At 44.0% G+C, this 21,321-nt stretch carries 11 protein-coding genes and 1 pseudogene; 4 read left to right on the forward strand and 8 right to left on the reverse strand.

Annotated features, from left to right (window positions below):
- Nucleotides 1-44 precede the first annotated feature (44 nt).
- Nucleotides 45-785, forward strand: coding sequence for an SDR family oxidoreductase (locus AC1DRQ_RS17710; protein WP_477425970.1), 741 nt, complete (start codon nucleotides 45-47; stop codon nucleotides 783-785).
- Nucleotides 786-836: 51 nt separating this feature from the next.
- A complete protein-coding gene (locus AC1DRQ_RS17715; RefSeq protein ID WP_477425972.1) occupies nucleotides 837-1,322 on the forward strand; it encodes an N-acetyltransferase family protein in 486 nt (161 codons plus the stop codon).
- On the opposite strand, the gene AC1DRQ_RS17720 is transcribed toward AC1DRQ_RS17715, so the two are convergent.
- From AC1DRQ_RS17720 to AC1DRQ_RS17730, 3 genes are read right to left on the reverse strand one after another with little or no spacing between them, the layout of a single operon-like run.
- Nucleotides 1,319-1,900, reverse strand: a complete 582-nt coding sequence (locus tag AC1DRQ_RS17720) for a Crp/Fnr family transcriptional regulator (RefSeq protein WP_477425974.1) — start codon at nucleotides 1,898-1,900, stop codon at nucleotides 1,319-1,321. The genes AC1DRQ_RS17715 and AC1DRQ_RS17720 overlap by 4 nt on opposite strands.
- Nucleotides 1,901-1,929: 29 nt before the next feature.
- The gene (locus AC1DRQ_RS17725; RefSeq protein WP_477425975.1) at nucleotides 1,930-3,033 is read right to left on the reverse strand and encodes a DNA alkylation repair protein; all 1,104 of its coding nucleotides are present in this window, start codon (nucleotides 3,031-3,033) and stop codon (nucleotides 1,930-1,932) included.
- A complete protein-coding gene (locus AC1DRQ_RS17730; protein WP_477425977.1) occupies nucleotides 3,030-3,464 on the reverse strand; it encodes a winged helix-turn-helix transcriptional regulator in 435 nt (144 codons plus the stop codon). The genes AC1DRQ_RS17725 and AC1DRQ_RS17730 overlap by 4 nt, the downstream gene beginning before the upstream one ends.
- A 102-nt stretch (nucleotides 3,465-3,566) precedes the next feature.
- Between AC1DRQ_RS17730 and AC1DRQ_RS17735 the strand changes: the two genes are divergently transcribed.
- Nucleotides 3,567-4,364, forward strand: a complete 798-nt coding sequence (locus AC1DRQ_RS17735) for an SDR family oxidoreductase (RefSeq protein WP_477425979.1) — start codon at nucleotides 3,567-3,569, stop codon at nucleotides 4,362-4,364.
- Nucleotides 4,365-4,612: 248 nt separating this feature from the next.
- Here AC1DRQ_RS17735 and AC1DRQ_RS17740 read toward each other — a convergent pair whose 3' ends face one another.
- From AC1DRQ_RS17740 to AC1DRQ_RS17760, 5 genes are all read right to left on the reverse strand, one after another.
- The gene (locus AC1DRQ_RS17740; protein ID WP_429399904.1) at nucleotides 4,613-4,945 is read right to left on the reverse strand and encodes a hypothetical protein; all 333 of its coding nucleotides are present in this window, start codon (nucleotides 4,943-4,945) and stop codon (nucleotides 4,613-4,615) included.
- 50 nt (nucleotides 4,946-4,995) lie between these two features.
- Complete coding sequence (locus AC1DRQ_RS17745) at nucleotides 4,996-5,226, reverse strand: hypothetical protein (protein ID WP_477425981.1); 231 nt, start codon at nucleotides 5,224-5,226, stop codon at nucleotides 4,996-4,998.
- Nucleotides 5,227-5,245: 19 nt separating this feature from the next.
- On the reverse strand, nucleotides 5,246-7,228 hold the full coding sequence (locus AC1DRQ_RS17750) for an OmpA family protein (protein WP_477425983.1): 1,983 nt from the start codon (nucleotides 7,226-7,228) through the stop codon (nucleotides 5,246-5,248).
- A 12-nt stretch (nucleotides 7,229-7,240) separates the two neighbouring features.
- A complete protein-coding gene (locus AC1DRQ_RS17755; RefSeq protein ID WP_477425985.1) occupies nucleotides 7,241-8,242 on the reverse strand; it encodes a PorP/SprF family type IX secretion system membrane protein in 1,002 nt (333 codons plus the stop codon).
- Between the two features lie 79 nt (nucleotides 8,243-8,321).
- On the reverse strand, nucleotides 8,322-20,315 hold the full coding sequence (locus AC1DRQ_RS17760) for an Ig-like domain-containing protein (RefSeq protein WP_477425986.1): 11,994 nt from the start codon (nucleotides 20,313-20,315) through the stop codon (nucleotides 8,322-8,324).
- A gap of 379 nt (nucleotides 20,316-20,694) precedes the next feature.
- On the opposite strand from AC1DRQ_RS17760, the pseudogene AC1DRQ_RS17765 reads away from it, so the two are divergent.
- Nucleotides 20,695-21,321: pseudogene (locus AC1DRQ_RS17765) on the forward strand (hypothetical protein); the annotation flags it as partial.

The following is a 21,321-nucleotide window of genomic DNA, read 5'->3' on the forward strand; positions in this document are numbered from 1 at the left end:
CGGGCCCAATGTCCAGAACTTTGTCATCAAAAGAAAAATATATCATGAACAATCAAAGTAATAACAGATCATTAGCAGGTAAAAGAGTAATATTATTGGGTGCCAGTTCGGGCCTTGGCCTGGCTACCGCGAAAGCAGCGGCAGCCGAGGGCGCAAAAATTGTTATCGTATCAAGCAATCAACAACGTATTGACAATGCCCTGAAAGAATTGCCACAAGGCAGCGAAGGTTACGCGGTAGATTTGAGCGAAGAAAAAAACATCAAAAATTTCTTTGATCAGATCGGTTCATTCGACCACTTGTTATATACCGCCGGTGAAAACTTAAACCTGAAAACCATTGCTGATACAGATATAGAAACGGCACGTACCTTTTTTAACCTCCGTTATTGGAGTGCCTTTGCTGCCGTTAAATATGGCGCACCGCACATAAACCAGGGAGGCTCCATTTCTTTAACCAGCGGCACAGCAAGCGCCCGCCCCGGAGCAGGCTGGTCTGTGGCATCAAGTATTTGTGGTGCTATGGAGGGCTTTGTAAGAGCAATGGCCGTTGAATTGGCTCCAATAAGAGTAAATAGTGTAGTACCAGGCGTGATCAAAACCAACCTGTGGAACAGTATGTCTGAAGCCGATCGCGATGGTTTATACAAATCCATCAGCGACTCTTTATTGGTTAAACGTGTAGGCGAGGCTGAGGATGTTGCAGAAACATTTTTATACCTCATGAAACAACAGTTTGGAACCGGCCAGAATATTATAGTTGATGGAGGTACCGTACTGGTTTAAATATGGATAGGTATATTTGCCAGCTATATTAAAAACAGCATATTATAATACATGATCATCAGAGCAGCTACAACAAACGACCTTGACGGCGTTTGGGAAATTTTTGAAAAAGTTATAAAATCAGGCGATACCTATGCTTTTGATCCCCATACACCTCAAGAAGACCTGTCCAAACTTTGGTTTGCACCAACCATGAACGTTTACGTTGCCGAAGAAGATCATAAAATACTGGGCACCTATTTTATTAAACCTAACCAGGTTGGCTTAGGTGCCCATATTGCTAACTGTGGTTACATGGTACATCCCGAAACCCGGGGCAGGGGATTAGGAAAGCAATTGTGTGAACACTCTTTACTTATAGCTAAAGAAATGGGTTACAAAGGCATACAATTTAACTTTGTGGTAAGTACCAATACAACCGCGGTAAAGCTTTGGGAAAAATTGGGGTTCAGCATCATCGGCACTATCCCTAATGGATTTAATCACCAGCAACTGGGTTATGTGGATGCCTATATCATGTTCAGGGCGATAGATTAATAATCCCGGCTAATATTTTTACGGATGCGGCTAAGGGATTGAGGGGTTATGCCCAGGTAGCTGGCTATATCTTTCAAAGGCACGCGCAGGGCAATATCAGGTTGCTGCATAATAAACAGCTTATATTGATTTTCGGCATCCTCGCCCAGGTAGCTATTCCTTACCCGCACCTTTTCAATCAGGTGCTGCTGATTTATTTTATCAATGATCTCCTTCATGTAAGGCAACCGCTCATATAACGCTAACAGTTTACTTTTAGTGATCACCAATACCTCGGCATCGCAGGCAGCTTGTATACCCGGATCGGTTGGCGTTGCGTCATTAAAGCTTTGCAGTATGGTACATATCTGGTTTTCTTTGTAAAAAAAGTGCGTAATATCAATGCCTTTGTCGTTGTTGGTTACAATACGCAGCACACCTTTGCATACAAAAAATAGCTCGGTGCAAACCCGGTGGCCGCTAAACAAAAAATCGCCTTCTTTAAAAAACCTGTGCTCAAAATAAGTGGCAATTATTGCTTCATCCTCTGCTGAGATATACCTCAAAAGCCTCAAAAAATCAATAAGCGGATTGATCATAACTATAAACTCTACACCAACAAAAAATATCAGTCAAATATATTAAAGGTTTTTACTTCCTTTTCCTCTCCATTAATGATTATCGAAAGCTGATGTTTGCCGCTATAAAATTTACGGGTGGTGATCAGTTTAAATGATTGTTTCCTGTTGATATCCGCCTTTTCGCCTGGTTGGTAAATCCTTTCGCTTATTTTAAACACTTTTTTTGCCAGCTGCCCGTTGGCTTTGTTATAATAAACGCCATACTCCAGCCTAACTGTTTGTGCTGCCGAATGATCATTGCTCACCGAAAAAGCAAACTCCAGGCCATCCCCTATTTTAACATTGGGTGTTAAAACCTCAAAACCGTTCATGGTTACGTTTTTACTCTCTAAACCATAATGATCCAATACTTCGGCATGACCTTTTTTTAACAGGGTGCGGCAACCGTGTTTAATAATAGCATCTGTTTCTTTACTTATGCCCTGCCAACTGCGGGCAATGGTCATCATTACTGCCGGATGATCTTTTGAAATATCGTTCAGATTATTGGCCACGCTCCTTCTTACCCATTCAGACGGATCATTTTTCAGTCTCTCTAAAATAACCAATACAGGCGAAGGATCTTTTTTAAGTGCGGGTATGGCCATGGCCCAGGGTAGTCGTGGCCGGCTCCCCTCGCTTGCAAAACGCCTTACCTTATAATTTTCGTGTAATGCCCATGCCTGCATCTGCGTTATCATCTTATCACCATACTTCAACAAAAATGGCCTTACCGCGAATTCGCAACTTACAAACTGGGTAACAAACTCCAGCGCTTTAACCGAATGCTCAAAATGATCCAGACCGTACACCTCTATATAGTCAGGTAAAAACATCATGGCCAGGCTATCTTCACCAAACTGCTGTTTGCGCAGGCGGGTGATGAGTTTCTCCATAACAGTTACGGCAGCTGGGAAATCCGCAGGCATAAACTCATGCAGCACGGTGGCGTTATGTCGCATCCGCGCCTTTAATGCCATGTTTTCAAACTCATCGGTAAAGGTAAGCGTCATAAAACGTTGCTTGCTAAATGTTGGGATAACTTCCAAAAGCACAGTAGCAAACTTGTCGTAAAACCCAACAGAATAAATATCCTTTAATAAACTGCTCATCTGCTGATTGATCTTACTTTAGCCTCTGTTTGTATCAGTTCCGGATGGGTTTTGCTGATCATTTTTTGCAGTTGATCGCGGTTGGTATCACCCCATTCGCCCATGAGCGCTATTACCGGCAACAGGCTTTCGCCAAATGCGGTAAGGCTATACTCAACTTTGGGCGGCAGTTGAGGGTAAATTTTTTTAGTAACGATCTCGTGCTCCTCCAGTTGATGCAGCTGCATATTCAATACCCGGCGCGTTGCCTCCGGTATTTCGCGATGCAATTCGCTTGGCCGCTTTTTACCTTTTGATATGTAATATATCAGGTGAATCTTCCATTTGCCATATAGCACTTCCCTTATCAGGTCGAGGCCGCAATACTGATCAATCGGGATCTTTTTTTCGTACATAAAACAAAGGTAGGGCATTCCGTTTAAATGGACCATAGGGATAAATTTATCCCTATCTGAATCCTTATTCCCTTATTGTGGGGCCAATTAACCTGAACGAATTTTGTGATTGCAATTCAGCATAAAACAAATACGACTATGAAAAACAATATTGAAATAAACGATCAGGAGTTTTCAGATAAGCGGGTGCTGGTTACAGGTGGCACCAAAGGCACCGGCAAAGCCATTGCCGAGCGGCTGGCAAAAGCGGGGGCGACGGTTATTACAACAGCCCGTAGCATCCCTGCAGATCAGCACGCAACAATCCGGTTCATACAGGCTGATATCAGTACCCGCGGGGGAGCCGATAAGGTTATTCATGAGCTATTAAAAAGCTTTGGCGGTGTGGATATCCTGATCAATAATGCAGGTGGCTCCACCGCACCCAATGGCGGCTTCAGCGTTCTTACTGACGACGACTGGGATACAGCCATTAATACCAACTTATTTGCAGCCGTACGGTTAGACAGGGGATTATTACCCGCCATGATAGCCCAGGGTTCAGGTGTAATTATCCATATATCTTCTATTCAGCGGTCGCTGCCGCTTTACGATTCAACGCTGCCTTATGCGGCTGCCAAAGCTGCTTTAACCAATTACAGTAAAGGGCTATCAAATGAGGTTTCACAAAAAGGGGTGCGCGTGTTAACCGTTTCGCCTGGTTTTATACAAACCGAAGCGGCCGAAACCTTTATTAAAAACATGGCCGAAAGCGCGGGCACTAATTATGAAACCGCCTTAAAACGTTTAATGGATTCTTTTGGTGGAATCCCCATGGGGCGCCCTGCAATGCCCGAAGAAGTGGCCGAGCTGGTGGCTTTCCTGGCATCAGACCGGGCCGCGTACCTGAGTGGTACTGAGTATGTTATAGATGGTGGCACTATCCCTACTGTATAAATAATACAACAACGGATATAAAATAAATATGAATTATCAATATAATACCCTGTTAAAAATCAAAGTGTTATCGTAAACCGCTGGTCATTTTGTTAATTTTTCGCTCCTTTTATGAAAAATATATTTTTACAGGTATATATAAGTAATTAGAGACTACTTGATTATTGTTGTTTTAACACCCATCCATCATGTACTCATTGCTTTTCTATAAATCCAAATCAGCTAACTACACTTTATGGCGTAATACGCTATTTATAAAACTTAGGCGCTATGGCCATTAATTGTAGTTCGGTTTTATGTTTATTTAGTATTTTTTTCCACCAAAACTGAAATTTACGCGGATATATGACCCTTTCCGTAAAATCTGCTCTATGAAGATCTTCCATTGCCAGCAACTTATTCATCACTTTGCGCGAATGGTCAACCACCGCGTGCGACCGCTCAGTATATCCAAGCATCCTGTTTATTTCCCGGTTGGTTTTACCAATCAGTATATATTCAAATATTTGTAAATGCAATGTTGAAAAACCTTTGGTCTTGAGTAACGGTCTGCTTACTGATAATGTATCCTGCTTCATCATAACCTTATTTTAAAATCCTTTACACTATTAATATTCTATAATTCAACTAATCATTTAGTAATTAATACTACCGTACAAATAGCGACTATACCAATAATGACATTAAATAAGCCAATAACCAGTTTGTCTGATTGTTCAATGTCGGGCCTGTAGTTTGGTACCCTAAATGCCACACTACTTAAGTTCATAAGCCCATAGGTACACATACCGGTAGCTAATAATAATATAACTGATAGGTACCTGCTTGGCAGCCCATGCAGATTGCTTGTCACGGAATTCATATCGTATGTATTGCAATTTTTATTTACAAGGTGTTACCTCATCCTTTAATACTTTAAACTCCGTACGCCTGTTTAGTTGACGCCCCGCTGGGTTGTCTTTTCCATTAGGGAGCGAATTTGGCGCTACCGGCTTTCTTTTTCCATAGCCTTTAGCGTATATACGGCTTTTGTCGATGCCCTTTAGTATGATATAATCAACGCATGATTGAGCCCTCGCTTGCGACAGTTTATCGTTATACTTATCTGAACCTATTGAATCTGTGTGCGCGCCTAATTCAACTTTTATTGTAGGATTATCTTTTAGTACAATGATCAACGTATCTAAAACAAGCTTTGATGCCGGTCTCAGCGTAGCCTTATTAAAATCATACAATATGTTTTTAATAACAATTGGCTTATCAGGGGTATAGGCCTGCAAACAGATGTCAGGGTTATATAAAGTATCGTTGCGCATGGTGCCCGAAGCAGTTACCGGAACATTTTTTGCAAAATAACAGCCTCTTTCAAGTCTAAGGCTATACGGGCGTTTGGTTGTCACATCAAAAGCATAACGTCCTGTTTTATTAACCACCATTTGTTTTATGGTATCTTTTGTAAGCGTATCAATAAAGCTTACTTTGGCGCCTTCCAGCGGTTTATGCGTGTCGCAATCAATTACAAGGCCCGACAGGATATGCCTTTTATCAACTACCTCGAACAAGCCCAGGCAACAGTCTGATTCACGGTCAGAGCTTACATAAAATTTATTAGCATTATCATGGTTGGGCAAATAGTAAAGATCATCCTTTGCCGAGTTCATAGGATAACCCATATTTTTTGGCTCGCTCCATTTATCTAACTTGCTAAAGCTTTCAAAAAAGTCAAATCCACCCAAACCAATAAATCCTTTTGAACTATATATCAGTTTTTTGTTTGGCTGATCATAATATGGAGCCTCCTCATCAAATGAGGTATTAATGGTACTTCCTAAATTGGTTGAATTAACAGCGTCGCCATTAAAATCAAGATAACTTACCCAAATATCATCGCCACCTTGTCCGCCTGGTTTATTTGAGGCAAAAAACAGGCGTAAACCATCGGCCGTTACAAATGGCTGTATGGAGTTAAAACCATCGGCATTCACATTACCATTCATTTTTTTGGGTGCCGACCATTCTTTATCATTCAAATCGCTGTAATAAATGGCATGTACCGTTTTACTTCCCTGTTTATACCAACGGGTAAAATACATCCTTTTACCCGTTTCATTTAATGATGGGGTTCCGTATTCCAGTTCATTTTTGCCCTCGCTGCCTTTAAGATCTATAACAGTAGCCGCGCCCGGTTTATCCTTGGTCAGTGCGTATATCCTGTTCAAGTGTTTCTTATCATTTTTAACAAACCTCGATGAAGTAAAATAGCTATTTCCATCATGCTGGATCAGTGCATAGTCTGACCCATCAGATGCATAAGGATCCTTTAGTTTTGCTACATCAATTAACAATGGATACAGATATTGCTCTTTAGCAAACCGGCAGTTCTTTATTTCCTTTCGTGCTATATCGCCATACTTACTTTCGCCTTTATAATTTGCATTAAACTGTTCCAGTTGCTTTATGGCATCATCAAAATGCTGATTGGCCCGCAGGCACACACCATACCAAAGCCGGGCTAAAGGATATTGCGCTTCGTAATTTTCAGTGATCACTTTGTAGTACCAGCCTTCGGCTTCCTGGTAATTCTCGTACAAGCGGTATGATTCTGCCAGCTGATAGCATAAATACGCCCGGTCTTCCTTCTTCGCAGGCTTTTTATTAGCTTTTTCGCCCGCATGATAAGGTATAGTCTGCAGGGTGGTAAGGCTCAATCCATCAGCAGCCCTTTTATAATAAAAGGCGGCTTCGTAATAGTCCTTATTGGTAAATGCTTTGTCGCCGTAAACTTTTGGATTGTCCTTACTATACTGGGCATTAACCCCTTTAAATACGATCAGTATAAGTATTGTAAAAAATATTTTCTTCATGTTGATAAAAGTTTAAAGCCTTGGGCAAATTGCTTCCGGTTCCTGTATATGTTTACGAAATACATAACTTATTGATAGTTCAATACCTCCATTGCCCGATGTGGCCTTGGTAAGTGATGAAGTATTGAAATCATAACTGGCACCTATAATAAGGCTGTTAACATGATAGCCAATATTGGCAATTGCGGCATCTTTAAAACGGTACATGCCCCCAAATATTAACCCTTTATCTTCCTGTAGTTTTAGTTCAGAATAAGCTCCCACCGCTTTTTCCTGGGCTTTTTGCTGTCTGATATAAATGGCGTGGGGAATCACGTCAAAATATTCAGACGCTTTTATGCGTACCCCTGCATGTATAGTATAGCGTATAGGTAATTTACTGCTGCTGCCATCAACCGCAAACGGGTCTTTTGACCGGGCAAGGTGCGCTAAGCTTACACCACCAAATAAATTGGCATTATGTAAAGGATCGCCGTCATAGTAAAACACACCGGCACCTGCATCAAAAACAGTAGCGTTTGTATTTAAAAAATTTTCATTGCTTGGCAAGGTTGGATCAAAACCGCTGCTGGGATTAAACTGGCTGCCAAACTGCGCTTTTGAGGGATCAAAGCTGCGGTTAATAACACCAGCCTGCACGCCAAAACTTACCTTTTTATAACCATCATTTGATACCGCAATGGCGTAGCCCAGGGATCCGTAAGCCGAAAAGTAATTGTAACCTACATCGCCGGCAGCCTGGTTTAGCACATTAAAACCTACACTAAGTTTCTCTGTCGGCCTGAAGTCAACAGATACGGCACCGGTTTGATATGCATTGTTGATGGTTGCATATTGGTTTTTAAAGTTCGCGTTTACACGGGTATCACCATTTATTACGCCGGTTAATGCAGGGTTCAAGTATAATGGATATGCATAATATTGCGAAAAATGCGGGTCTATCTGCGCTTTTAGTTGACTTATTGCCCCAATCTGGAGCAGTATTGCCATGATAATTATAACTCTTTTTTTCATAGTGTAGATTTATTAATTGTGATGCGGTCAACATATGCTGTACCATACACTTCGGCATGGCACAGCACATATGGAGGCCTTATCGTAATAGCGTAACTGTACCTTTCTTCTTCACTACCTGACCATCATTCAGAGTAGCTTCCACGTAATAAACATATACCCCTACCGGCTGCTTGGTGCCTTTATATGTACCATCCCATCCGCTTGCTTTATTAGTTGTCTGGTATTGCAGCTCGCCCCACTGGTCATATATAGATAGGGTTAAACTCTTGATGGTATTACCGTAAACCTGCAGCAGATCATTGTTGCCATCGCCATTTGGCGTAAACACATTCGGTATAAATAATCCGTTTCCAAATGGATTGCTGGCTGTACCGGTAACCGCTGCTGAGTTAGCACTCAGCTGGCAATCAGAGTTTCCACTGGCGCGTACAATAATGGTTACACTCTCGCCTGGCTGCAGGTTGCTTACCACATGAGTTAAACCATTAGCTCCTGAACTTGGTGCAACAAAATGCTGCCCGTTATCAGTACTTATCTGGTAACCTGTTGCACCTGTTACAGCAGCCCAGCCAAAGCTTACACTTGATGTGGTGCTTGCACTTACAGATGGTATTGGAGCGGCCAGCGGACTAAGAATAGTAACCGCTACCGGAGTTCTTACAGTTGATACACAACCACCTGCTGTTTGGGCTTCGGCGTAATATGTGGTATTGGCCGATAGTACAGGTGTTTTAAAGTCTGTTCCCGTAGCCAGTTCCGCACCGCCTGTTTCATCGGCAAACCATTTAATAATTGCTCCAGGTGTGGCGCTTGTTGCGGATATAATGGTGCTTACCCCAGGGCATATAGATGTACCCTGTGCACTTGCCTGCGGCGCTACCGGTGCTGATGTTACATTAACGGTAACGTTTGTACGCGAAGCAGATGGGCAACCGGTAACATTCACGGCTTCTACAAAGTAGATAGTGTTGGTAGTGAGTACCGGAGTTGTAAAGCTTATTCCCGAAGCCTGCGGTGTACCGCCGCTTGCCGAACTGTACCAGTTATAGGTAAAGCCTGCCTGCGGATTAGAGATATGCAATTGTACCTGCCCACCCTGGCAGCCTGCTATCGAAGCACCTTCAACCAATAGAGGGGCTCCAGGCGCGTCAACCACAGTTACCTGTATGCTGGCTAATGATGCGCTTTCGCATGAACCATTTACGGCCTCTACATAATAAGTGGCGTTGGCGTTAACCGGTCCGGTTTGGAAGGTTGGCCCTGTAAATACCAGGTTGTTTTTTGCAGCAGAATCATACCAGTTATAGGTAAGGCTTCCTTGTGGCGATGCAACAGAGATTGATGTTGAACTGCCGCGGCATACCTGTACCGGAGACTGTACCGTAAATGTTGGTGCAGATGGCTGCGGTGTTACGGTAACATTAACCGGTACCCTTGTTGATGAGTTACAGCTTTGAGGGTTTGTAGCCTCAACATAATAAGTTGCATCACCTGTTAATACAGGTGTGTTAAAGCTTGATCCTATGTGTATAGAACTTCCTCCGGCCGATGCAGTATACCAGTTGTAAATGGTACCCGCAACAGGACTGGTGATATTAATGGTAGTATTGCTGTTTTGACAAGTGATTAAACCTGCGGCATCAACTGTAGGGTCAGGCGCCTTGCTGTTATCAATAGTGATTGTTATAGGGGCACGTGTTCCTGATGTACAACCACTTACATTACTTACTGCTTCAACATAATAAGTTATAGTACCTGTAACCGCTGCAGTAGTAAACGGTATTCCGGTAAATACTGGTGTTCCGCCGGTTGCCGTGGTGTACCATTTAAAGGTTACGCTTGATGCAGGTGTAACTGATGCCGTTAACACAGCCGAGCTACCTGAACATACCGATGGTGTGGATGAACCGCCCCGAGCTAGCGGTACAGGTGTTGACGGAAGCTGATTGATGATCACCTGAACCGGTGTACGGCTTGATGATCCGCAGCCACCACTGTTTACAGCCTCGGCATAGTAAGTTGTATTTGCTGTTAATACAGGAGTAATAAATTGTCTGCCTGTAAATGCCGGTGTTCCGCCGGTTGCTGTAGTGTACCACTTGTAAGTAAGTGCACCCTGAGGATTAGAAATTGATAAAGTAGCTGGAGATCCCACACATGTTGGCGTGGTAGCACCGTTGGCAATAACCGGCGCAGATGGAGCAGGGTTAATAGTAACCTCGGCTAACGTACGGCTGCTGCTGCCGCAATTGGTGCTATTTACTGCTTCAACATAAAAATCAGTAGTTGCAGTAATTGGCCCGGTTTTATAAGGGTTACCCGTAAATACAGGTGTACCACCGGTTGCTGTAGTATACCATTTATAAGTTATGCCTGTTACTGGTGTTACTGATATGGTTGCCGGGCTGCCTAAACATACAGCCGGATTAGAAGCCAGTACCGGATTGGCCGGGATCGGATTAACTGTAACCGGTACCGATGTGCGTGCAGACGAAGTACAATTACCCGCGTTTGCGGCTTCCACATAATAAGTTGTATTAGCAGTTAAAGCCGGTGTACTAAACACAGTACCGGTAAATACCAGTGTGCCATTAACTGCTGCGTTATACCATCTGTAAACCACACCTGTTTGCGGATTAACTATGTTCAGCGTAATTGATGATCCTGAACAAATAGTTAAGCTGCCCCCGGTTGCCTGTACCTGCGGAGCCGGTGGTATTGGCAACACAGTGATATCGGTTTTGGTACGGGTTGCACTGCTACAGCTACTCGCACTTACTGCTTCAACAAAGTATGAAATATTGGCTGTTAAATTAGTGGCAGTGAATATTGTTCCGGTAAATACAGATGTGCCTCCTGTAGCAGTTTTATACCAGTTATATTGTAAACTGGCTATTGGATTTTTAACACTTAAAGTAACAGTACCACCGTTACATACCTGGGTTGTTATAGCGCTTAAAGTTGGCGCAACAGGTAAACCGTTTGGTGTTACATCAACAGCCGTACGACCGCCGCTATTGATACAACCTGTTGTTGTGTTTGAGGCCTCAACATAGTAAGTTATATTTTGCGTAATAGCAGGCGTGGTAAAGGTTGCACCCGTATGTACAGAAGCACCGCCGGTTGCTACGGTATACCAGTTATAAGTAACACCCGCCTGAGGAGTAGTTACAGCTAATGCAGCAGGGCTACCTGCGCAAACATCAACGTTATTGGATAGTACACTTGGTTTTTGAGGCAATTGGTTAACCTTAATAGTGGCCACTGTGCGTGCAGGGCTTATACAGGTACCATTTGCAGATTCGATATAGTATATAATATCAGATACCGGAGATACGGTGAAGGTTGCACCTGTATGTACCAGGTTACCATTTGTTTGTGCATCGTACCAGTTAATGGTAGCACCATTAGCATTGGTTACGGTGAACGTAACACTTTCGCCTGCGCATATTTCAAATGAGGCTTTTGTCAGTATCGGGTTTTGTGGCGATGGTGTAACGTTAACTGTTGCACCTACCCTGTTTGGATTAGCACAACCGCTTGAGGTGCGGCTGCTTTCTACATAGTAAGTAGTAGTAGCTGTTATGTTTGTAACAGGAAAGGTTGCTCCTGTATGAACAAGTGTTCCGCCTACTGCCGCAGTATACCATTTATAAGTTACACCGGCACGTACATTGCTCACACTAAAAGTAGCCGAGCCGCCCGAACAGATATTTGCAGTATTTGTATCAAGCGTTGGTGCTTCTACCTGCTTGCTGGCATAATAAACGTTAAGACTATTGAACAATGATGCTACACCAGCGGTAAGGCGTATCTCAACCCTGTCAAAGCCGGCTTTTGGTGCAAATTTGACTAAAGCAGTTTGCCCACCTGCCAGAATCGTGATCTTCAACAAGCTGCTGCTTAAGGCAATACGGTCGCCGTTATAAGTAGCCCCATTGTATGAGGCAATTTGTATCTGATTAAGTACGCCTACAGTTGCAAGGCTTATCGGTATCGAGATCTTAACCCTTACGGTATCGCCAACGGTACCGGCATCGCTGAATATTAATTTTTGCCCCACGTATGATCCTAATACGGCTATTGGTAAATTTATCTGACTAAAGTTTACGGTATCCTGATCTACGGCATTATCTGGCGCAGTTACACCGCAGCCTACACATATTACACCTCCGTTTACATCAAATGTTTGGGTTGATGCAAAATCGCAATTGGTTGAAAATATTGGATTTACTTTAACAGTAACCGGGGTACGTGTTACGCTGATACAGCCTGAGCTTGCCAATACAGCTTCAACATAATAAGTGGTGTTTGATGTTAGGGCAGGTGTGGTAAATGTTGCGCCTGTAAAGATTGCGGTACCACCGCTTGCCGAAGTGTACCATTTAAAGGCAGCTCCAACGGTGGTTGAGGTAGCGGTTAAAATAGCTTTCTGACCAGAAGTGATCTGTCCGCCAGGTGTATTTGAAGTCACAACCGGTGCCGCAGGTGTAGGATTAACTACAACATCTGCCTTCGCTCTTGTTGAGCTGGTACAGCTGCCTGCCACTGCTTCAACATAATATGATTTATTGGCGGTTAATGCCGGTGTTGTAAATTGTGGACCAGTGAAAACCGGTGTACCACCTGTTGCCACGGTATACCAGTTATAAGTAACACCAGCCTGGGTTGATGTTACAGACAAGGTAGCCGATGAGCCCGAACAGGTTTGTACCGGTGTTTGTGATACGATAGGCGCCAATGGCGTTGCTGTTACATTCGCTGTTACCAGGGTACGGGTTGAGTTACCGCAAGAGCCAGCGCCTGTGGCTTCAACATAATAAGTAGTTGTTGCCGAAAGCGGTCCGGTTGTAAATGGATTGCCGGTAAATACAGGCGTGCCACCGGTAGCCTGAGTGTACCAGTTAAAGGTAACACCGGTAACTGCCTGTGCTGTAAATGTTGCCGGTTGACCAGAACATACCGTTAAGTTTGGTGCAGCCACAACCGGTTTGGCCGGAGCTGGCGTAACCGTTACTGTTGCAGGTGTGCGTACACTTTGGGCGCAACCATCAGCAGTACGGCTGGCTTCGGCATAATAAGTTGTGTTGGCAGTTAATACCGGTGTGGTAAATACCGCCCCAGTAAATACTGGTGTGCCGCCGCTTGCGGTAGTATACCACCTTACGGTTACATTAGCGGGCACAGTTGCTGTTAAAGTAGCCTGTGATCCTGAACATATAGCAACATTTGCTGTGGTGATAACCGGTGCAGCTACAGATTGATAAGCATCATAAACGTTTACCGCGTTAAGCAGGCCTGCAACGCCTGAGTTAAATAGTACCTGAACCCTGTCAAAGGTATGAGCCGCTTTGAATGTTACCTTGAAACGGTTTGTTCCGTTCAGTAGAGTAATGTTCAGTAATGCACCGTTTACAGTAAAGCGGTCGCCATTATAAGTTGTACCGTTATAGGTAGCCACTTGAATTTGTGAAAGCACGCCCACATCGGCCAGTGAGCCAGGGATACCTAACTCAACAGTTACACTATCACCCGCAATGCCTGTATTAGCAAAACGTAAAGTTTGCTGTGCAGCCCCACCTAATAAACCTACCGGTACGTGTATTTGTGAAAAGGTATTACGGTTATTATCAATTGATCCGCCGGCGTTACTGGTGCCGCAGAATAGGCATATACCATTAACTGAGTTTGTTTCGGCAATAGCTGCATCGCAGGGAACAGGGTTAGGCGAAATGGCATTTACATTAACTATTCCTGATGCCCTTGTGGCTGATTTAACCCCGGTAGCAGGTATGCTTGACTCGGCATAATAAGTTGTAGCAGTAAACAGACCCGGACTTGAAAAAGTTGCTCCGGTAAATATGCTGGTGCCGCCTGTTGGTGTAGTGAACCAGTTAAATACTGTTGCACCTGGGGTAGTTGATGACGCTACTAAAGTACCTGACGTACCCGCGTTAACTGTTTGAGTAGGCGGGGTAACTGCCACATCGGGTATTACAATAGGTTGTGTAACGGTAATAATTACCGGAGTACGCTGTGTACTTACGCAACCTGATGCTAATGAGCTTTCGGCATAATAAGTTGTAGTTGCTGTTAAAGGCGGGGTAATAAATGGACTGCCTGTAAATATAGCTGTGCCGCCTGTTGGTGTGGTGTACCATTTAATGATAGCACCAGCTGTAAGCGAACTGGCTGTTAATGTAGCTGTTCCGCCTGTTGTAACCTGGCCACCGGCTGGGTTTACAGTAACAGTTGGCGCAACAGGTATTGGATTAACTACCGCGTCGGCTCTTGTACGGGCCGGACTAACGCATCCGTTAGCTGATGCTTCTACATAATAAGAAATATTTGCGGTAAGTACCGGGGTTGTAAACTGAGCACCGGTAAATATTGGCGAACCACCTGTTGCAGCCGCATACCAGTTATACACCACACCTGATTGGGTTGGTGAAACGGTTAATACCGCTGGCGAACCTGAACATACCTGCACCGATGCCTGGGCCAGAACCGGGTTAACCGGTGATGGGGTAACATTGGCAGTTGCCGACACCCGGTTAGGGTTAGCACATCCGCTTGATGCACGGCTGCTTTCTACATAATAAGTAGTAGTTGCAGTTAATGCCGCGGTGGTAAAGGTTGGACCTGTATGAACAGAAGCGCCACCGGTTGCAGAGGTATACCATTTATAAGCTATTCCTGCACGGGTATTGTTAACCGTAAAGGTTGCAGTGCTGCCTGTGCAAATACTTACCGTATTCGCGGCCAGTCGCGGTGCTTCAACCTGTTTGGTGGCATAATAAATATTAACCGTATTAAACACTGATGCCAAAGCACCGTTAAACCTGATCTCGACCCGGTCAAATGCTGATTTTGGCGCAAATTTTATTAAAGCAGTTTGATTGCCTGCCAGCAAGGTGATCTTCAGTAAGCTGCTGCTTAAATTGATGCGGTCGTTATTATAAGTCGTGCCATTAAATGAAGCTATTTGCAACTGGTTTAAAACACCAACAGTGGCAAGGCTTGCCGGAACCGCTATCTTCACGGTCACGGTATCGCCAACAACTCCGGCATCGCCAAATATTAATCTTTGCGACACATTTGAACCTACCAAACCAATTGGAACACTTAACTGGCTAAAGTTGGTGGTATCGCTATCAACCGAATTATTTGGAAAATTCACAGCGCAACCCACACAAAGCAGGCCTCCGTTCACATCATTGGTTTGTGTTGATGCAAAATCGCACGAGGTGGAGAATATTGGATTTACAGTGATGGTTACCGGTGTACGTGTAGTACTTGTACAACCGGCTGCTGTTGAAGCTTCAACATAATAAGTTGTGTTTGATGTTAAAGCAGGTGTGGTAAAGTTAGCACCCGTAAAAATAGCAGTACCGCCATTTGGAGCTGCATACCATTTAAAGATAGCTCCCGGGGTGGTTGAGGTTGCTGTTAAAGAAGCTGTTTGCCCGGAGGTGATCTGTTTGCCAACCGGGTTAACAGCGATAATAGGCGCAACGGGTGTCGGGTTAACCGACACATCCGCTTTTGCCCTTGTTGAACTGGTACAGCCCCCTGTTGACGCAGATTCAACATAATATGATGTACTGGCAGTTAATGCCGGAGTAGTAAACTGTGGCCCTGTAAATACAGGGGTTCCGCCGGTAGCGGTAGTATACCAGTTGAAGATAACACCAGGCTGACCTGTTGCCGCTAATACAGCCGATGAACCAGAACAGGTTTGTACAGGAGTTTGTGATACAACAGGTACCGTTGGCGATGCAGCTACATTAGCAGTTACCTTAGTACGGGTTGAATTGCCGCAAGCGCCCGCTGTAGCCTCAACATAATAGGACGTTGTAGCAGTTAACGCCGGGCTGGTAAATTGTGCTCCGGTAAACAATGCTGTGCCACCTGTTGCTGCTGCATACCATTTAAAGGTAACACCGCTAACAGCTTCTGCTGTAAACGTAGCCGGCTGACCGGAGCATACAGTTATGTTTGATGCATTAACAAGCGGCGCGGCAGGGGCCGTTGTAACAGTTATCGTTGCTGGTGTACGCACTGGTTGTGCACAACCACCTGTAGTAAAGCTGGCTTCGGCATAATAAGTTGTGTTGGTATTTAATACCGGCGTAACAAATGTGGCGCCTGTAAATACAGCTGTACCACCAGTTGCTGAGGTATACCATTTTATAGTTACGTTGGCTGGCGGTGCATTTGCTGTTAAAGTAGCAGTTGTTCCCTGGCAGGTGCTAACGTTTGGCACACTGATAACCGGTGATGCTACTGATTGATAAGCATCATAAACGTTTACCGCGCTAAGCAGGCCGGCAACGCCTGAGTTAAACTGGATCTCAACGCCGTTAAAGGTGTGGGTTGCTTTAAATGCTATCCTGAAACGACTTGTTCCGTTTAACAGGGTAAGGTTTAACAATGATCCGTTTACAGCAAAGCGGTCATTGTTATAGGTTGCTCCGTTATAAGTAGCAATATTAATTTGCGATAATAAGCCTACATCGGCCAGTGAACCAGGGATACCCAATTCAACAATTATGCTATCGCCTACAATACCCGGGTTGGTAAAATGTAATACCTGCTGTGCGGAGCCGCCCAGTAAACCTACCGGTACATGTATTTGTGAAAATGAATTACGGTTGTTATCAACTGCTCCGGCCGGATTAGTGGTACCGCAGAATAAACATACGCCGTTAACCGAATTTGTTTGTGTTGTAGCAGCGTTACAAGCCACCGGATCTGAACCAACAGCAATTACATTAACTACGCCCGGTGCACGGGTAGCTGATTTTGCGCCAGTGGCTGTTACTACAGCTTCGGCATAATAAGTTGTATTGGCAAATGCCGGTGGGGTTACAAAGGTTGCCCCTGTAAATACAGGTGTGCCACCCGTTGGTGTGGTATACCAGTTAAATACTGTTCCCGGTGTGGTTGAGCTGGCAGTTATAGTACCTGTTGTACCCACGTTAACTGATTGTGTAGGCGGGGTTACTGATACATCTGGTATTACTATCGGCGTAACGGTTACCGGTACAACAGTTCTGTCTGGCGATACGCAGCTACCTAAAGATGCTTCTGCATAATAAGTTGTATTGGCTGATAATGCCGGCGTGGTGAATGTGCTGCCTGTAAATACAGGAGTACCACCAGTTGCCGCGGTGTACCATTTTATAGTAGCGCCATTAACTACAGTAGCTTTAAAAGTAGCGGTTTGGCCTGCCAGTATGGTCGCGCTTGCTGGTGTTACAACTGGTTTTACCGGTGGATCATCAACTATTACCTGAACAGGAGCACGTACCGGGCTTACGCAGGTGCCGTTACGGCTGTATTCTACATAATAAGTAGTGTTTGCGGTTAATGCTGGTGTTGTATAAGTTATACCTGTAGCTACAGATGCCCCTCCTGTTGGTGTAGTATACCATTTAAAGGTTCCGTTAGCCGGATTAGGTGATGTAATATTCAATACCGCAGGGCTGCCTTTGCAAATTTCAGGAGCGACAGGATTAAATTTAGGTGTTGGATACTGCTGTATTGCATAATAGATCTGTAAAGATGTTAGCAACGTTGCAACTCCCGAATTAAGCGTTACCTGCACACGATCATAATTCCCTGCAGCTGGTACATATACCGCATAACGGTTAGTACCTGCCAATAATCTTAAAGTAAGTAATGAATTATTAAGCGGATAACTACCTACCAGTGTGGCACCATTATAAACTGCTACTGTTATATTACCCAATAAGCTAACATCAGCCAGGCCTCCCGGGCTTTGAAATACGAGCTTAATGGTATCGCCGGTAAAACCTGGTTGCTGAAATTGCAGTGTTTGTGAAGCTGATCCGCCTAAAAGACCTACCGGCACTGATATGGTGGACGCGGTAGTCGTGTCGGCATCAGCGGCAAGAGCGTCATTGAGAACATTACATAATACACATAAACCATTTGTGACGTGTGTTTGCTGATTGGCAAACGTACATGGCGAATTGTTATTAATAGTTACGTTAATGGTTATTGGCGTACGTGTTGCCGATTGGCAACCGGTGCTGTTGGCGGCTGCCACATAATAAGTGGTGGTACTAAATAACGCTGGTGTTATAAAAGGATCGCCTGTAAAAACAGGGGTAGCAGCCGCGGCGGATGTGTACCAGTTATAAGTAATACCTGTTTGTGCATTAGTTATATGGATGGTTGCGGTTTGGCCTGCGCTTATAGTTGAATTATTTACCGCCAAAACAGGAGCAGCAGGTTTAGGTGTTACAGTAACTGTTGCCGCAACACGGGTACCGCTTACACAGCCTGTTGCGTTTACAGCTTCGGCATAATAAATTGTGTTGGCATTTAAAGCCGGACTGGTAAAGTTTGTACCTGTAAATAATGAGGTGCCACCAGTGGCAGTGCTGTACCAGTTGTATGTTTGTCCGGCTACCGGCGAGGCAATGGCCAATACGGCCACATCACCATCGCAAATGGTTACGTTTGGCGTAGTTAATGTTGGCACAGCCGGCAACGGGCTTATAGTTGCAGTTACCTTTGTACGCGAAGTGCTTACACAGGTACCGCCAGTTACCGCTTCGGCATAAAAGCTTGTGGTTGCGGTTAAGGCAGCAGATGTATAGGTATTACCCGTAAATAAAGGAGTTCCGCCGGTTGGGTCCGCGTACCAGTTAACGGTAACACCAGGTATGGGTTGTGCAGCAAATACCGCGGTTGAGCCCGGGCATACCGTAATGTTGGCATTGGCAATAACCGGTGCAGCTGGTATTTGATTAACATTGATCACTACCGGGGCCCGGTCTGAAGCTGTTGCACAACCTGCGCGTGTTGCCGATACGTAATAAGTGGCATTTGCAGTTAAAGCAGGTGTAGTAAACGATGCGCCGGTTGCAATGGAGGTTCCGCCGGTAGCTTGGGTATACCAGTTAAATGTGGTGCCCGGCGCATTTGATGTTGCAGTTAATGCTATAGTACTTCCGGCACATAATTGCGCATCGATTACCGCTACATTATTAATTTTTATGATAGGTTTAGGTATGATTACTTCGGCCTCGAAAAGATCCAGGGATGATAATACACTTGCTATACCTCCCCCCAGCCGCAGCTGAACCCGGTCAAATACTTTGGTGGGCGCATACGTAACAACTATCCGCTGCCTGTTATTGGTCAGATCAAGCAGGCGTAAACGCAGCAATGACCCGCTTAGCTGCTGGGTATCGTTATTATCTGTATTGCCATTAAATGTTGATATGCCTATGTTTGTTAAAACACCTACATCCAATAATGCCTTTGGTAAGGATATGGTAAGGCGTACAGAATCGCCTACAATTGATGACGACTGAAAAATTATAGTTTGTTGCGCGAATGCGCCTAATGCGCCAACACCTGCATTTAAGGTTGATGCTGTATTAATATTCCCGTCAATCGCATTTTGAGGGTTTGCCACCCCGCCCACATTTATCCCAAGATTAAGTAATGCCGATGATATACCATGCAATTCATCATATGCGGTATTACAAACCGGAGGACCAGGTGTAGTATAAAAAGCATCATATAAATATATACTGCTTAAAGCGCCCAAAAGCCCCCCGTTAAGCGTTACCCTTACCTTGGTATAAGCTGTAGCCGGCGAAAAGATAAATTCCAGCTGGTTATTGCTACTGGCTACACTCGCCAGTGTTGGGGCAGTAATTGACGCACCCGCTACATTGCCATTATATGGAGTTATAGTTACCCCGCCAAGTGCTGTTACATCAAGCAGGTTGTTACCTGTTCCTAATTTAATTGTTAATGGGGTATTGGCAGCAGCCTGAGCCGGAAATATTAATTCCTGGTATGTTGCGGCCAACAAGCCAACCGGTACATTTAAAGTGGAGTGAGTTTGCAGATTTGCATCAACAGCGTTTCCTTGTTCAGTAACTACGCAGCCCAAACAAAGTAAACCTGTAGCACCGCTTTGCTGGGTAGTTGCAAAATGGCGTTGTCCAAATATTTTGCTGGTAGCACATAATAACAGGCATAACACTATTATGTACCTGCTATAAAAGGTAAAGGTTTTCATGCAAATGTAATTAAGGTAGGTGTAAATAGTTACACATTTCAAAACTACACAGCACTTTAAGAATATTATTAATACATCTTATTCACTTCATTAAGACAAAATAAACGCTGTTCATTTATTTAATAATCGTTCATTTTGTTCATTAAATATTATTTTAAAACATATAGCTCTACTATACTCGTAAACACAGCCAATTATAGCTGAAACCGAATATTTATGCTAAATATGGTTGCAACCTTAGTTAATACGGACACCGTATAATTAACGACCACCTTAATTGTGTAATTAACAACAAAATATTCGGGATTAATGTGTACAAAAATAACAACCTAATTGCCTTGAGCCTATGATATCCTTTTCACCAGTTCAATTTGAAACATTGAAATCCCGTGTACTAACAAATGCCAATATTAGAAGCATTACACCGGGCGATTGCAAGGCCCTTGCATTACAGATCTACAACAAAACAAAACTAACAGTTAGCGAAACCACATTAAAGCGGGTATACGGATTTGCATATAGTAAGTTCAAGCCATCTTTGTTCACCATAGATGTTTTAGCCAAATACTGCGGCTTTGAGGGTTGGGATGATTTTTGCGATCAGGAAAGCGTACCTGCTGCAAAATCGCAAAATGAGCATGTTGATTGGAAAACCCTTAGTAATAATGCTGCAAAAATCACACACTTTACTTTACAGGCTTTAAAAAACCGTTCGGGAATCCCCTTTAATCAAACCATACGCCGGAAATTTATTGATGATCATTTTGTTGAATTTTTAAGAGGGGATTACACGGCAACCGTATTTACAGCCCCTTCTGGCTATGGAAAAACAATTGGCCTTTGTCACTGGATTGATGAAAAACTGGAATCAAACAGTAATGATATCATCTTGTTTTTTAGCAGCAGCGCCCTAATGAACGTTTTTTTAAGCGGACGTGACCTTAACGACTGGCTGCTGGCCCTGCTTGGTTATTCGCACGAGGAAGATATTGAGGCTCTGTTTGAT

The organism is Mucilaginibacter sp. P4_E8 (assembly GCF_056401495.1).

Excerpts from the sequence above, each read along its gene's own strand:
- AC1DRQ_RS17750 (WP_477425983.1), bottom strand. The coding sequence starts at position 7,228 with ATGAAGAAAATATTTTTTACAATACTTATACTGATCGTATTTAAAGGG.
- AC1DRQ_RS17725 (WP_477425975.1), bottom strand. The coding sequence starts at position 3,033 with ATGAGCAGTTTATTAAAGGATATTTATTCTGTTGGGTTTTACGACAAG.
- AC1DRQ_RS17710 (WP_477425970.1), top strand. The coding sequence starts at position 45 with ATGAACAATCAAAGTAATAACAGATCATTAGCAGGTAAAAGAGTAATA.
- AC1DRQ_RS17740 (WP_429399904.1), bottom strand. The coding sequence starts at position 4,945 with ATGATGAAGCAGGATACATTATCAGTAAGCAGACCGTTACTCAAGACC.
- AC1DRQ_RS17735 (WP_477425979.1), top strand. The coding sequence starts at position 3,567 with ATGAAAAACAATATTGAAATAAACGATCAGGAGTTTTCAGATAAGCGG.
- AC1DRQ_RS17720 (WP_477425974.1), bottom strand. The coding sequence starts at position 1,900 with ATGATCAATCCGCTTATTGATTTTTTGAGGCTTTTGAGGTATATCTCA.
- AC1DRQ_RS17755 (WP_477425985.1), bottom strand. The coding sequence starts at position 8,242 with ATGAAAAAAAGAGTTATAATTATCATGGCAATACTGCTCCAGATTGGG.
- AC1DRQ_RS17715 (WP_477425972.1), top strand. The coding sequence starts at position 837 with ATGATCATCAGAGCAGCTACAACAAACGACCTTGACGGCGTTTGGGAA.
- AC1DRQ_RS17730 (WP_477425977.1), bottom strand. The coding sequence starts at position 3,464 with ATGGTCCATTTAAACGGAATGCCCTACCTTTGTTTTATGTACGAAAAA.
- AC1DRQ_RS17745 (WP_477425981.1), bottom strand. The coding sequence starts at position 5,226 with ATGAATTCCGTGACAAGCAATCTGCATGGGCTGCCAAGCAGGTACCTA.
- AC1DRQ_RS17760 (WP_477425986.1), bottom strand. The coding sequence starts at position 20,315 with ATGAAAACCTTTACCTTTTATAGCAGGTACATAATAGTGTTATGCCTG.